Source organism: Geodermatophilus sp. SYSU D00708 (genome assembly GCF_054050115.1).
This window is the reverse complement of the sequence record NZ_JBJGYS010000014.1, coordinates 1-13531: the sequence shown is the minus strand read 5'-3', so window position 1 is coordinate 13531 and position 13531 is coordinate 1. Positions and strand designations below refer to the sequence as shown.

The window sequence follows — 13531 nt, the reverse complement described above, 5'->3', positions numbered from 1 at the left end:
CATCCCACCACGCGGCGGTCAGACCTCGACGCCGCGCTCCTCCAGCCACGGCAGCGGGTCGATCCGCTTGCCGTCGATGCCCCCCTGGTGCACCTCGAAGTGCAGGTGCGGGCCGGTGGACTGGCCGCGGTTGCCGAGCAGCGCGATGGTCTCCCCCGCCTCCACGAACTGCCCGGGCTCGACGAGGATCTCGTCCATGTGGCCGTACACGGTCACGTCGCCGTTCTCGTGGAGGACGTAGACCGCCAGGCCGAACCCGCTGGCCGCCCCGGCCCGCAGGACGACGCCGTCCATGGCCGCGTACTCCGGCGTGCGCATCGGGGCGGCGAGGTCGATGCCGAAGTGGAACGTCCCCCAGCGTGCGGCGAAGGTGCTGGTGAGACGGGCGCCGGCGACCGGCAGGACCGCCTTGGGCCGGGCCGCCTCACGCGCCGCCTCCGCAGCGGCCGCCTCGGCGGCCGCCCGCGCCGCGCGGGACGCGGCGACCTCGGCGAGCCGGGCCTCGGCCTCGGCGACGGAGATCGACGCCTGCGGGAGGAGCTCGAGGTCCTCGTCGGTGGTGACCAGCTCCTGCTGGGCGGCGAGCACCGACGTCGGCTCGGCAGCGGCGTCCGGCACACCGGCGACCCCGGTGATGCCGGCGATCAGCCCACCGGCGACGACCGCGGCCAGCAGCAGCGGCCCCCGGCGGGGTCCCCGGGTGCGCCGTGCCGCCCCGTCGGGGGCCTCGGACCTGCGGACGACCGACCGGTCGCCGGTGGTCGTGGCGCGACGTCGACCAGCCATGCACCTACCCGTCTCGTGGGGGAAGAACGCCCGTCGCCGGGCCGGAGGGGTTGCCTCGATACAAACACTCCGTGACGCATTCGTGACCCTCTGATCGGCGCGCCGTCCGGGACACGCCGTGCGACGTGCCTCACGTTCCCCACTCGTCACGCGGCCGTGTGATCAGCGTCCCGTTTGGAACCCGTCCGTTCCGGCTAGTCCTCTCTCCCGGCGTGAAACCACCGCGCCTGGACGTCCCACTTCGTCCGCCGCGGTGTCCCTCGCACGAGGCCCGATTCGCCACGATCGGTGCTCCCCGTGTACTGATGATCGACGCCGCACCAGCCGTTGCCCTCGATGGGACGACGGCACCGGACTGCGCGAAGGGGGCGACCGCACCACCTGGACGAGAGAGGCTGATGCTGCATGACGAGGCCGGAGCGCATGCCGGAGTCACCAGCAGCGGCCCTCGCGGAGGGTGCGACCACCCCGCTGCTGCCCGGCGCCCGCCCGGAGATCCGGCCGCTGAGCCAGGAGACCCTGCACAGCCACGGCGCGCGGCTCATGGTGCCGACCTACGACCGGGCGGCGCTGACACCGGCCGTGGTGCACCTCAGCGTCGGGGGCTTCTCCCGCGCGCACCAGCTCATCTACTTCGACGAGCTGGCCGAGCGGCGGATCTCCGACGACTGGGGCGTCGTGGGGGTCGGCCTGCGCCACCGCACCATGCACGAGGCCCTCGCCCCGCAGGACCACCTCTACACCGTCGTCGAGCGCAGCCCCGACGGTGAGCGCGCCCGCGTCGTCGGAGTGATGGTCGACTACCTCTTCGCCCCGGACGCGCCCGCGGCGGTCCTCGACCGGCTCGCCGACCCGCGCACCCGCATGGTGACCCTCACCATCACCAGCGCGGGGTACCCGCTCGACCCGAACACCGGCGAGTTCGACCCCGACGAGCCCGACATCGGCCGCGACCGGGCGCGGCCGCACGAGCCCACCACGGTCTTCGGCTACCTCGTGGAGGCCCTCGACCGCCGCCGCCGGGCCGGGACGCCGCCGTTCACCGTCGTCTCCTGCGACAACCTGCACCGCAACGGCGACGTCACCCGCACGGCCGTGGTGGGCCTGGCCCGACTGCGCGACGAGGTGCTGGCGCGGTGGATCACCGACCGGGTGGCCTTCCCCAGCAGCATGGTCGACCGGATCACCCCGCAGACCGCCGCCGAGGAGCGGGCCGCGGTCGCCGAGCGCTACGGCGTCGACGACCGCTGGCCGGTCATCACCGAGCCGTTCTCGCAGTGGTTCATCGAGGACACCTTCAGCTACGGCCGCCCGCCGCTGGACGAGGTCGGCGTCCGGTTCGTCCCTGACGTCGGCGACTACGAGCTGATGAAGACCCGCTTGCTCAACGCCGGCCACTCGGCGCTGGGCTACCTCGGGTCGCTGGCCGGCCACGCCCGGATGGACGAGCTGATGGCCGACCCGGTCTTCGCCGAGTACGTGACCCGGCTCATGGACGACGAGGTCACCCCTCTGCTCCCCCAGCCCGACGGGGTCGACCTCGCCGAGTACAAGCGCACCCTGGTGCAGCGCTTCGCCAACCCGGCCATCGCCGACGGGTTGCCCCGGCTGTGCCGGCGCGGCTCGACGAAGCTGCCGCACCACCTGCTGCCCTCGCTGCGCCGGGCGCTGGCCGAGCGGCGGCCGGCGGCTCTGCTCACCCTGGCTGTGGCCGGCTGGTGCCGGTACCTGCGCGGCACCGGCCCCGACGGCCGGCCGCTGCCGATCGAGGACCCGCGCGGCGAGGAGCTCCAGGCCCTGGCGCTGGCCGGCGGCACCGACCCGCGGCCGCTGCTGTCGCTGCGGCCGGTGTTCGGCGACCTCGGCGACCTGCCGGACTTCGTCGCCGACCTGCAGCGCACGCTGCAGCGCCTCGACCGGCTCGGCGTCCGGGTGACCGTCGCCGCCGCCCTGGCCGACACCGGCCCGGCCCTCACCCTGCCCCGATGACCCCCGGGAGGACTCCCCCGATGCCCGCCCTCCCCGAGACGCTCGTCGCCCGTCTCGAGGCCCTGCTCTGCGACGCCGACGGCAACCTGTTCCCCTCCGAGGAACCGGCGTTCGTCGCCTCCGCGGAGGTCACCAACCGCTTCCTCGCCTCGCTCGGGGTGGACCTCCGGTTCACCGCCGAGGAACTGCGCCGGGCCACCACGGGCATGAACTTCCGGACGACGTCGCGCCGGCTGGCGGAGGAGGCCGGCCGCCCCGAGGTCGACGTGGAGCCGTGGGTGGCCGAGGAGAAGCGGGCGGTCACCGCCCACCTCGGCGCGACCCTCACCCCCCACCCGGAGACGACCGACGCGCTCACCGCGCTGTCGGGGCACCTGCGCCTGGCCGCGGTCAGCTCCAGCGCCCTGACCAGGCTGGCCGCCTGCTTCACCGCCACCGGCCTGGACGAGCTCATCCCGCCCGCGGTCCGGTTCAGCGCGGAGGACTCGCTGCCGGTCCCCACGAGCAAGCCCGATCCCGCGGTCTACCTGCACGCCTGCGAGCGGTTGGGCATCGCGCCGGAGGCCGGTCTCGCCGTCGAGGACTCCGTGCCGGGCGCGCTGTCCGCCGTCCGCGCCGGGTGTCCCACCGTCGGCAACCTGCTGTTCGTGCCCGAGGCCGAGCGGGCCGACCGGGCGGCCGCCCTGCGCGACGCCGGCGTCGTGGCGATCGTCGAGTCCTGGCAGCAGCTGGCCGACCTGCTCCTGCCCACCCTCAGCCGCCGGTCGGCGACCGGCGACCTGCTCACCACGGGAGGTGACCGGTGAACATCGTCTACGTGGCCTTCCGGGGCCACTTCTCCGACAGCCCGCGGGCCCTGTACGAGGCCCTGCTGGCCGGGGGCGTCGACGCGACCCACACCTGGCTGGCGGCGCCGCACACCCGGTCCACGTTCCCCGACGACGTGGCGACCGTGACCTTCGGCAGTCCCGAGTCGATCGCCGCGCTGGAGGGCGCGGACGTGGTCATCTCCAACGACCACATCCCGCTGGACTGGGAGAAGCGGCCGGGCACCACCTACCTGCAGACCTGGCACGGCACGCCGCTCAAGCGGATCCACAACGACGTCCGGTGGGCGCCGGAGGGCCGGCTGGCCTACCTCGAGCACGACATCGCCCGGTGGGACCTGCTGCTGTCGCCCAACGCGGCGAGCACCGAGCGGCTGCGGCGCGCGTTCGGCTACCGCGGGCCGATCCACGAGACCGGCTACCCGCGCAACGACCTGTTGAGCAGCCCGCAGCGGGACGAGGTGCGGGCCGCGGTCCGGGCCGACCTGGGCGTCGCCGACGACCAGACCGTCGTCCTCTACACCCCCACCTGGCGTGACGACCTGGTCTTCAACAAGACCGGGCCGCAGGACTTCGAGTTCCCGGTCGACCTCGACGACTTCAGTGCGCGGCTGGGCGCCGACCACGTGCTGCTGCTGCGGCTGCACAACATGGTCATGGACCGGCTGGAGATCGTGGACGGCTCACCGGTCCGCGACGTCTGCAGCCACCCCGACATCCGCGACCTCTACCTGGCCGCCGACGCCATGGTCACCGACTACTCGTCGACCATGTTCGACTTCGCCATCACCGGCAAGCCGATGCTCTTCTACACCTACGACCTGGAGTACTTCCGCGACGAGCTGCGCGGGTTCTACTTCGACCTGGAGGAGGTCGCGCCGGGGCCGCTGCTGTCGACCAGCAAGGAGGTGGTCGAGGCGGTCGCCGACCTGGAGGCGGTAGCCGCAGCGCACGCCGAGCGCTACGCCCGCTTCCGCGAGACCTTCTGCCACCTCGAGGACGGGCACGCCACCGAGCGCGTCCTCGACCTGCTGTTCCCGACCGGCGCACCCGCCGCCGGAGCCGACACCACGACCCGAGGAGGGGACGACAGTGCTCGCTGACCGCGCCACCACCGCACGCCTGGGCCTGACCCGCACGCTGAGCACGGCCCCGACCCCGGCCGCCGCGCCGGTGCCGGCGCCCGTCCAGGTCGTGATCCTCGCCGCCGGCATGGGCACGCGGCTGGGCCGGCCCTGGCCCAAGCCGCTGACCCCGCTGCACGACGGCCGCAGCATCCTCCAGCGCCAGCTCGACGGGCTGCGCGCGGTCCTGGGCCCGGCGGCCGACGTGACCGTCGTCGTCGGGTTCAAGGCCAAGCGGGTGATGCAGGCGGTGCCGGACGTCCGGTTCGCCTACAACCCCGACTACGCGGTCACCAACACCTCGCAGAGCCTGCTGCGCGCGCTGCGCGCCACCCGCGACGGCGGCGTGCTCTGGCTCAACGGGGACGTCGTCTTCGACCCGGAGGTGCTCGAGGCGGCGCTGCCGGCGCTGCGTGCCGACGAGAGCTTCGTGTGCGTCGACACCTCGACCGTCGCCGACGAGGAGGTCAAGTACACCCTCGACGCCGACGGCTGCATCGCCGAGCTGTCCAAGACCGTCGTCGGCGGCCTCGGCGAGGCGGTGGGCATCAACTACGTGTCGTCGGCGGACAAGCCCGTCCTCGTCGAGCACCTGGCCGCCTGCGCCGCGCAGGACTACTTCGAGCGCGGCATCGAGACGGCGATCCTCGGCGAGGGGCTGCGGTTCCGGCCGCTGGACATCTCCCGGTTCTCCGCCGTCGAGGTCGACTTCGAGGCCGACCTCGAGCGGGCCAACGAGATGTTCGCCGCCCGGGGTCGGCTGCACCCCGTCCCCGAGGACTGATCCAGCGGCCCCCTGCCGATCAGCCGACCGGCAGGGGCTCCTCGGCCGGCCGGGAGCCGGGGCGGCCACCGGTCTCCCGGAAGCGGCGGGTCGCGGCGATGCCGCCGACGACACAGCCGGCCCCCAGTGCCACGAGCAGGGCGACGGCGACCCGGCCCGGCAGGGCCGGGCCGCTGGAGAGCACGTGGGCGGTCCACAGGACGTCGACGTCGGGCAGCCCCTGCACCAGCAGCAGCCAGCCGAGGACGACGGCCAGCAGCCCGGTCATCGCCCCGCGCCCACGCCGGGAGGCGACGAACCCCAGGACCGCGACCGCCACGGCGGTGAGCGCGGGCAGCAGCGCCGAGACGACGGCCCCCGCGTGCGACGACGTGCTGGCCGCCGGCTCCGGGGTCATCGCGGCGTGCCACAGCGCGGCGGCCCCGCCCACGAGCAGCAGCCCGCCGAGCAGCCGCGGCCCGCGGGCCAGCAGCCCGGCGGCCCCGGCCACCAGGGCGACCGCGGCGTAGACCGGCCACACGACCCACGGCGAGGGCGGCGGGCTCCAGGTAAGCTCGCCGCGCACCTGGACGGCGGTGCCGGCGTAGGACACGGGGACGACCCACTCCGACACCAGGTGGTCACGAGTCGGGTCGGCGGCCACCGCCGGCGGCAGCAGCCCCTCGCTCATCCAGTGGGTGCGGTGGTCGTGCCACACGTACTGCGGCTGCGTGGAGACCTGCACCCACTCCGGCTCGGCGTCGGGGTCGGCGTTCGCCGGCAGCGCCGTCCGGCCGTACCGGTCGAGGTTGATGTAGGTGGCCGGGCTGTTGGCGTTGCGCCAGACGCCGTCCGGGCCGATCCGCAGGTAGGGCTCGTCGGAGTAGCCGGGCACCTCGACGTCGTGGGCGGTCGGGTTGACGACCTCGAACTCGTCGCCGAACGACAGGGCCCGCACCTCGACGCCTGGCATCGCGGGCTCGACGGCCAGCACGCGCGCGTCGAAGTCGCTGCCGGCGGCCCCGCCGCCGACGTGCGCCTGCGCCGGGCCGGCCACCAGCAGGGCGGCCAGCGTCCCGAGGACGACGACCAGCAGACGCCCGGTCGCGCGGCTCACGCCCCCGCCACCAGGTCGAGGTCGCCGGCGATGTCGCGGCTGGTGTTGCCGGTGTCGAAGGCCACGTGCGCCAGGTCGTCGGCGCCGTACAGCAGCAGCAGCGAGGAGTGCAGCCGGCCCTGCTCCTCGGCCAGCGGCACGCCGGTGGCCAGCTGCGCGCGGTCGACCGCGGCCTGGTCGCCGGTCAGCCCGACGAAGCGGTTGGGCAGGTCGCCGTCGAACCGGCCCAGGTACTCGGCGAGCACCTCCGGGGTGTCGAACGCCGGGTCGGTGGTGACGAAGACCACCTGCACCCGCTGGGCCAGCGCCGGGTCCAGGCCGCGCAGCGCGACGGCGACGTCGGCCATCGTCGTCGGGCAGACGTCGGGGCAGTTGGTGTAGCCGAAGAACAGCAGCGTCGGCGTGCCGGCGGTCGCGGCCGCGAAGTCGTAGGCCTGGCCGGCGGTGTCGGTGAGCGTGAACGAGGGCCGCTGGTAGGGATCGGGCAGGTCGAGGCCGGCATAGCGGTCCTCGGGGCCCTCGACCACGGCGACGCCGCCGGAGTGGTCGTGCCCCTCGCCGTCCTCGGCGGCGGCGCCACCGCCGCAGCCGGCCAGCAGGAGCCCGGCGCACAGCGCCAGCACGGCCGGACGGCTGCGGCGGAGCGGGGTCACGAGGACACGGTACGACGGCCGGCCCGCCACCCCAGGGCGACGCCGCCGAGGCCCAGGAGCAGGGCCACGATCGACAGCACCAGCGCGACCGTGCCGGTGCTCGAGCCGCCGTCGCCCGCCGCCTCGGTCGAGGCCGCGGGATCGGTGGCCGTGTCACCGGACGCCGGCTCGGCCGCACCGGCACTGGCCGGCTCCTCGCCGCCGGAGCCCGTCGAGCCGCCGGCCAGCGCCAGCACCGGCGCGGGGCGCTCCGGCTCCGGCTGGCCATCGACGGTCGGCTCGATCCACGCCGCCTCGGTGCCGTCGCTGTAGGTCTGCACCGTCGGGAAGGCGACCTGGTCGACGTCCGGGATCGGCCCGCCCGACAGGGAGAACTCGGCGAACTCCCCCGGCCGGATCCCGCCGCCGTCCGCGGCCCGGAACTCCACGACCGAGACGTAGCTCGTGACCTGCTCACCGTGGCTCTCCAGCGGCGTCTGCAGGTCCGAGGTGGTCATCGTCACCGTCCAGCCGGGCTCGGCCTCGTAGCGCAGCGAGGCCATCGCCGCCTCCTCCGGGATGGAGATGCGCAGCGCCACGGTGCTGGCGGTGTCGCTCTCGTTGGGCACCCGGAAGGTGAGCTTGCCGAAGCCGCCGGGTGCGGCGTCGGCCGACGAGACGCTCACGTGCGCCGAGGCGACGCCGGCCGTCGCGACGGCGGCGGCCAGGGCGGTGAGCAGGGCGAGGACGACGACGCCCAGCCGGGCGAGCGGTCTGGGCAGCGGTGCGGACATGGTTCTCCTGTCGGAACGGGGTCGTGCGGGGTCAGCGCACCGCGAGCGTGGTGCTGGCGGTGCTGGCGGTGAACTCGTCGAGGCGGACGGTGACCGCGAGGGTCCAGGTGCCGGCGCCCGGGATGGCCATCCCGTCGCCGACGTAGTGGCCGGGCCCGGCCGGCTCCAGGGCGACGTCGATCGGGCCGATCTCCTGCTCCGGCTCGGTGAGGGTCACCCGGATGTCGGCCGGCTGGGCGAGCAGCCCCGACTGGTCGAAGAGGTAGACGTGCAGCGTGTTGGGTCCGCTGGTGGCCGGGTCGACGGAGACCTGGACGCTGCCGTTGGCACCCGCGGCGGTCTGCAGCGGCAGGGTCACGTCGACCGGCTGGGCGACCTCGGCGCGCGCCGGAGGGGTGCCGACGAGCACCGCCGACAGCGCCAGGACGACGACGGCGATGCCCAGCTCCACCAGCACCGAGCGGCGCAGCACGGGCCGCTCGACGGCGGCGGCCTGCGCCTGGACCTCGGCCCGCGCCCCCGCGGCCGAGGCGACCACCGGGTGCGGTTCGGGGTCGGCGGTCGCGGAGAACGCGTGCGCGGTCACCCGGCGGCGCCCGGCCGGCCGCGGGCGGGAGATCCCGAGGTGCTGCTGCACCCACACCCGGGAGATGCCGGCCGCGGCGAGCAGCAGGAGCACCAGGGCCAGCTTGGCCACCAGCACCCAGCCGTAGGTCGTCGTCACCAGGGCGGCGGGTGAGCCGACCTCCCGCACCGACTGCACGACGCCGGTGACGACGAGCGCGGTGACCGACCCGGCGGCCAGCCGGGAGAACGGCGGCAGCGCGCGGGCCAGGTCGGCCGCGGGGGCGTCCTCGCGCAGGACCCCGGCGAGCAGGCCGACCAGACCACCCAGCCACACGGCCATGGCGGCCGTGTGCACGGTCGCCGCCGCCACGGCCAGCACCGGCCAGGGGCCCGCGACCGGGTGCCCGACCGCGGCGGTGGCGAGCACCAGCCCGGCCGCCGCGAGGCCGGCGACGACCAGGACGCTGCGCTCGGGCGCCTGCCCGCTGCCCCACGACGGCCACAGCGCGAGCAGCAGCGCGACCGCCAGCACCGCCCGGACCAGCAGCGTGATGCCGTTCGCCGACGCCGCCGTGGCGCCCAGCAGCGCCGGGTCGGCCACCGAGCCCAGCCCGCTGCCCGCGGCGTAGGGCCCCTGCAGCAGGAAGGTGAGGACGGCGCCCGCGGCGACCGCGGCCAGCCCGCCGGTCACCAGCCGGCGCAGCCGCCGCGAGGCCCAGCCGGAGGGCCAGCCGGTCAGCAGCAGCACCGGCACCCCGATCCCGAGCGCCAGGCCGGCGTAGCCCAGCCAGCGGGCGACCGGCAGGAGTGCAGCGACCACCGGGTCGCTGTCGGCCTCGCTCGCCGAGCTCCCCGCCGGAACCAGCTCCCCGTCGCCGACGACGAAGGAGTACGCCCCCGAGATCGGGTGCGAGTCGGCCGACACCACGCGATAGGTCACCAGGTAGCCGTCGTCGGGCAGGCCGCTGCGCAGCGGCACGGTGAGCGTCGCGCCCTCCACCGCCGCCGTGCCGGTGTCGGCCCGCTGGCCGTCGGAGGTCAGCACCCGGGCGTAGCCGGCGCCGAGCGAGACGCCCTCGCTGAACCGCAGCGTCACCTGCGAGGGCATCGCGGCGAGCCGGGCGCCCTCTCCCGGATCGGTGGAGACGAGCTCGGCGTGGGCGGCTGCGGGCGGCGCCGTCACGACCCCCGCACCCAGCCAGGCCCCGAGCAGGCCCAGCAGCAGGAGCAGCGCCGCGGCCGGCGAGCGGCGCGTCACGCCGGCACCCGCTCGCGGGCGACCGCGGGGACCGCCCTGCGCCGGCGCCCCCGCCAGGCGACGGTCGCCACCAGGGCGACGCCGACGAGCAGGACGAGGTGGGCCAGGGCGCGGTCGGCGTGCACGTGGCCGGCCCGCAGGTCGGCGACGGTGAGGACGGCGAGCAGCACGGCCGCCGTCCCGAGGAAGGGCAGCGCGCCGGCGGCCAGGCGCGGAGCGGCGGCGACGGCGAGGAAGGCCGCCGCGATGCCGAGGTTCCAGGCACCTGACTCGTGGGCCATGTGCACCGGCGCGCTCATCGCGGCCGCGCCGGAGGCGAGCGCCGGCCAGGCGAACCCGGCCTGGGCCACCCCCACCGCCAGCAGGGCCAGCCGCAGGGCCGTGGCGGCCAGCCGGGCACGCGCGGCCGCTGCGGCTCCCGGCAGCTCCCGGGGCAGCGCGCCCAGGACCGCGGCGGTGAGATCCGGCACAGCCGGGGCCGGGGCCAGCCGGGCCCGCCGGGTGACCAGCTCGGCGCGACGGGCCCAGACCGCGCAGGCGGCGCACGACGCGAGGTGGGCGTCGAGCTCGCCGGCCGGCAGACCGGGGTGCTCACCGTCGAGTCGCGCCGACAGCGCCTCGCGGTAGGGGGTGCACTGCATGATGGGGTAGTCGTCGTCCGGGGCCGGTTGGTTCCCCCCGATTTCGGGAGCAGCCCGGCCGGTGGCTTCCCGGGAGGATGGACGGCGTGGACGAACTGGAGCGGCTGGCCTCCGCCGCCGTCGACGGCGACCCCCTCGCCGCGGCGGCGCTGGTGCGGGCCACCCAGTCCGACGTCTGGCGGTTGTGCGCCGCCCTCGGCGACCGGCAGTCGGCCGACGACCTGACCCAGGAGACCTACCTGCGCGCCTTCGGTGCCCTGCACCGGTTCGAGGGCCGGTCCTCGCTGCGCACCTGGCTGCTGGCGATCGCCCGCCGGGTCTGCGCCGACGCGGTGCGCTCCCGGCGGCGCCGGCGGCTCACCCTCGTCCGGGAGGACGCCGACCTGGAGGGCCTCGAGCGCACCGACGGCGCCGACCACGTGGGCGAGGGCGCCGTCGTCACCGACCTGCTGGCCCGGCTGGCACCCGACCGGCGCGAGGCGTTCGTGCTGACCCAGCTCCTGGGCCTGCCCTACGCCGAGGCCGCGGAGGTCGCCGGCTGCCCGGTCGGCACGATCCGATCGCGGGTCGCCCGGGCACGGGCCGACCTGGTCGACGCCCTCTCCGGAGGGGAAGCCGACGCCGCGCGGGCGTGACACCTGCGTGAACCCGCGGTGAACGGGCACCTATGCTGCCCGACGGCCGTGTGACCGCCAGGCCGGCGGGTGACGGTCCCCCTAGCCGATCGGGAGCCCCACGTCGTGCCCTTCAGCCTGACCCCCAAGGACTCGAGCTTCTACCCGCTGTTCACCGCCTCCGCGGAGAACCTGGTGACGGCCACCGCCGTCCTCAGCGAGTTCATCCACGACCACGCCCGCCGCGGCGAGCTGGCCGACAAGCTGCGCGAGCTCGAGCACGTTGGCGACCAGTCCACCCACGCGATCTTCCGGCAGCTGAACTCGAGCTTCGTCACGCCGTTCGACCGTGAGGACATCTACAACCTGGCCAGCGACCTCGACGACGTCATGGACTTCGTCGAGGCCGCCGCCGACCTGGTGATCCTCACCGGCCTGGGCACCCTGCCGGCCGAGATGACCCAGCAGGCCGCCCTGCTGCAGCGGGCCGCCCAGACGACTGCCGAGGCGATGCCCCGGCTGCGGACGCTGAAGGACCTCTCCGACTACTGGATCGAGGTCAACCGCATCGAGAACGAGGCCGACAAGCTGTACCGGCGGCTGCTGTCGCGCCTCTACAGCGGCGAGTTCGACGCGCTGGAGATCCTCAAGCTCAAGGAGGTGGCCGACCAGCTCGAGGAGGCCGCGGACGCCTTCGAGCACGTGGCGAACGTGGTCGAGACGATCACCGTCAAGGAGTCCTGACCCCCTATGGACGCCGCCTTCGTCGCGCTGGTCGTCATCGTCCTGGTGGCCCTGGCCTTCGACTACACCAACGGCTTCCACGACGCGGCCAACGCCATCGCCGTGGCGGTGTCGACGAAGGCGCTGACCCCGCGGGTGGCCCTGGCGCTGGCCGCGGTGATGAACCTGATCGGCGCGCTGCTCTCCACCGAGGTGGCCAAGACCGTCGGGGCGGGGATCATCGACCCGCCCGAGGGCACCGAGGGCCTCGAGATCGTCTTCGCCGCGCTGATCGGCGCCATCGTCTGGAACCTGATCACCTGGTGGTTCGGGCTGCCCTCCTCGTCCTCGCACGCGCTGATCGGTGGACTGGTCGGCGCCGCGTTGGCCGCCGCGCACACCGTCCAGTGGATGGGCGTGCTCGACAAGGTCGTCGTCCCGATGATCGTGTCACCCATGGTGGGGTTCGGCCTGGGCTACCTGTTCATGCTGCTGATCCTGTGGTCCTTCCGGGGGGCGCACGTCGCCCGGGCCAACCGCGGCTTCAAGTACGCGCAGGTCCTCAGCTCGGCGACGATGGCCCTCGGCCACGGCCTGCAGGACGCGCAGAAGACCATGGGGGTCATCACCCTGGCGCTGTTCACCGCCGGGGAGATCGAGGACTTCACCGTGCCGCTGTGGGTGGTCCTGGCCGCCGCGCTCGCGATCAGCGCCGGCACGTACGCCGGGGGCTTCCGCATCATGCGGACGATGGGACGCCGGATCATCCAGCTCACCCCGGCCGGTGGCTTCGCGTCCCAGACGGTGGCCTCCAGCGTCATGGTCACCACCGCGACGGTGTTCGCCGTCCCCGTCTCGACGACGCACATCACGACGACGTCGATCATGGGCGTCGGCGCCACCCGACGGCTCTCGGCGGTCCGCTGGGGCGTGGCCGGCAACATCGTCGTCGCCTGGGTGGTCACGCTCCCGGCCGCGGCCGCGGTCGCGGCGTTGGCCTACTTCCTCACCGACCTCGTCGTCGGCTGACCCACCGGGGGGACTCCCTCCGCCACGGGCCCGGCAGGCGCGTCCTGCCGGGCCCGTCGCATCCCCCGCCCAGAGGACGGTGTCCCGCTGGCTGGGACCGCGGTTGACGCCAATCCCGATCGATCTGGTAGACATATCGCCGTGGCGGTGACGACGGTGCTCCTCGTGGGGCGGATCCACGTCGACCTGCTGCGTGTCTGCACCGCCCGCTGTCCGGGCTGCTGACCTCCTCGCGCTGTCGCGCGACCCCCTCCCCCGCTCGTCCCGCGCTGTGCCGCGCCCTGCCGCGCGCCCGCGACCTCCCCGGATCCGGAGAACCCCGTGAAGAGCCTCGTCCTGCTCGCCCTGGTCGGTCTGGGTGCGCAGTTGGTGGACGGCAGCCTGGGCATGGCCTACGGCGTCACCTCGACCACCCTGCTGCTGGCCATCGGCACCAACCCGGCCACCGCCTCGGCCACCATCCACCTCGCCGAGATCGGCACCACCCTGGCCTCGGGCCTGTCGCACTGGAAGTTCGGCAACGTCGACTGGCGCGTGGTCGCCAAGGTCGGCGTCCCCGGCGCCGTCGGCGCCTTCCTCGGCGCCACCGTGCTGGCCAACCTCTCCACCGAGGTCGCCGCCCCGGTCATGTCGCTGATCCTGCTCGCCCTCGGCGTCTACCTGCTGA

General features: G+C 74.8%; 14 protein-coding genes. 8 read left to right on the top strand and 6 right to left on the bottom strand.

The genetic code is table 11. The features are described from left to right. Positions 1-18: 18 nt before the first annotated feature. Positions 19-786 (bottom strand): M23 family metallopeptidase, encoded by a 768-nt coding sequence (locus ACI79D_RS13190; protein WP_456918875.1) that lies wholly within the window; start codon positions 784-786, stop codon positions 19-21. Between the two features lie 405 nt (positions 787-1191). Here ACI79D_RS13190 and ACI79D_RS13185 point away from each other — a divergent pair, with 405 nt between their 5' ends. Genes ACI79D_RS13185 through ACI79D_RS13170 form a run of 4 tightly spaced genes read left to right on the top strand, consistent with a single transcriptional unit; the run spans position 1192 to position 5510 of the window. Further along, positions 1192-2775: a mannitol dehydrogenase family protein gene (locus ACI79D_RS13185; protein WP_456918874.1), complete on the top strand. Its 1584-nt coding sequence runs from the start codon at positions 1192-1194 to the stop codon at positions 2773-2775. Between the two features lie 20 nt (positions 2776-2795). After that, complete coding sequence (locus tag ACI79D_RS13180) at positions 2796-3581, top strand: HAD family hydrolase (protein ID WP_456918873.1); 786 nt, start codon at positions 2796-2798, stop codon at positions 3579-3581. Next, positions 3578-4705 (top strand): CDP-glycerol glycerophosphotransferase family protein, encoded by a 1128-nt coding sequence (locus tag ACI79D_RS13175; RefSeq protein ID WP_456918872.1) that lies wholly within the window; start codon positions 3578-3580, stop codon positions 4703-4705. The genes ACI79D_RS13180 and ACI79D_RS13175 overlap by 4 nt, the downstream gene beginning before the upstream one ends. After that, positions 4695-5510, top strand: coding sequence for a phosphocholine cytidylyltransferase family protein (locus ACI79D_RS13170; RefSeq protein ID WP_456918871.1), 816 nt, complete (start codon positions 4695-4697; stop codon positions 5508-5510). The genes ACI79D_RS13175 and ACI79D_RS13170 overlap by 11 nt, the downstream gene beginning before the upstream one ends. A gap of 19 nt (positions 5511-5529) precedes the next feature. Here the strand turns inward: ACI79D_RS13170 and ACI79D_RS13165 are convergent, their stop codons facing one another. Genes ACI79D_RS13165 through ACI79D_RS13145 form a run of 5 tightly spaced genes read right to left on the bottom strand, consistent with a single transcriptional unit; the run spans position 5530 to position 10498 of the window. Then, the gene (locus ACI79D_RS13165) at positions 5530-6606 is read right to left on the bottom strand and encodes a hypothetical protein (protein ID WP_456918870.1); all 1077 of its coding nucleotides are present in this window, start codon (positions 6604-6606) and stop codon (positions 5530-5532) included. Then, entirely contained in the window at positions 6603-7259 is a 657-nt protein-coding gene (locus ACI79D_RS13160; protein ID WP_456918869.1) for an SCO family protein, read from the bottom strand. The genes ACI79D_RS13165 and ACI79D_RS13160 overlap by 4 nt, the downstream gene beginning before the upstream one ends. Beyond that, a complete protein-coding gene (locus ACI79D_RS13155; protein WP_456918868.1) occupies positions 7256-8032 on the bottom strand; it encodes a YcnI family protein in 777 nt (258 codons plus the stop codon). Before ACI79D_RS13155 ends, ACI79D_RS13160 begins: the two co-directional genes overlap by 4 nt. A gap of 31 nt (positions 8033-8063) precedes the next feature. After that, on the bottom strand, positions 8064-9857 hold the full coding sequence (locus tag ACI79D_RS13150; RefSeq protein ID WP_456918867.1) for a copper resistance CopC/CopD family protein: 1794 nt from the start codon (positions 9855-9857) through the stop codon (positions 8064-8066). Next, the gene (locus ACI79D_RS13145) at positions 9854-10498 is read right to left on the bottom strand and encodes a zf-HC2 domain-containing protein (RefSeq protein WP_456918866.1); all 645 of its coding nucleotides are present in this window, start codon (positions 10496-10498) and stop codon (positions 9854-9856) included. Before ACI79D_RS13145 ends, ACI79D_RS13150 begins: the two co-directional genes overlap by 4 nt. 86 nt (positions 10499-10584) lie before the next feature. Here ACI79D_RS13145 and ACI79D_RS13140 point away from each other — a divergent pair, with 86 nt between their 5' ends. The 4 genes from ACI79D_RS13140 to ACI79D_RS13125 form a co-directional block, all read left to right on the top strand. Continuing rightward, positions 10585-11133 carry a sigma-70 family RNA polymerase sigma factor gene (locus ACI79D_RS13140; RefSeq protein ID WP_456918865.1) on the top strand — a complete coding sequence of 183 codons (549 nt, stop codon included), beginning with the start codon at positions 10585-10587 and terminating at the stop codon, positions 11131-11133. A 105-nt stretch (positions 11134-11238) separates the two neighbouring features. Then, a complete protein-coding gene (locus tag ACI79D_RS13135; protein ID WP_456918864.1) occupies positions 11239-11856 on the top strand; it encodes a DUF47 domain-containing protein in 618 nt (205 codons plus the stop codon). A gap of 6 nt (positions 11857-11862) precedes the next feature. Beyond that, entirely contained in the window at positions 11863-12864 is a 1002-nt protein-coding gene (locus tag ACI79D_RS13130; protein ID WP_456918863.1) for an anion permease, read from the top strand. A 321-nt stretch (positions 12865-13185) separates the two neighbouring features. Then, positions 13186-13531: sulfite exporter TauE/SafE family protein (locus ACI79D_RS13125; protein WP_456918862.1), on the top strand; the 346-nt coding region annotated here is incomplete at its 3' end.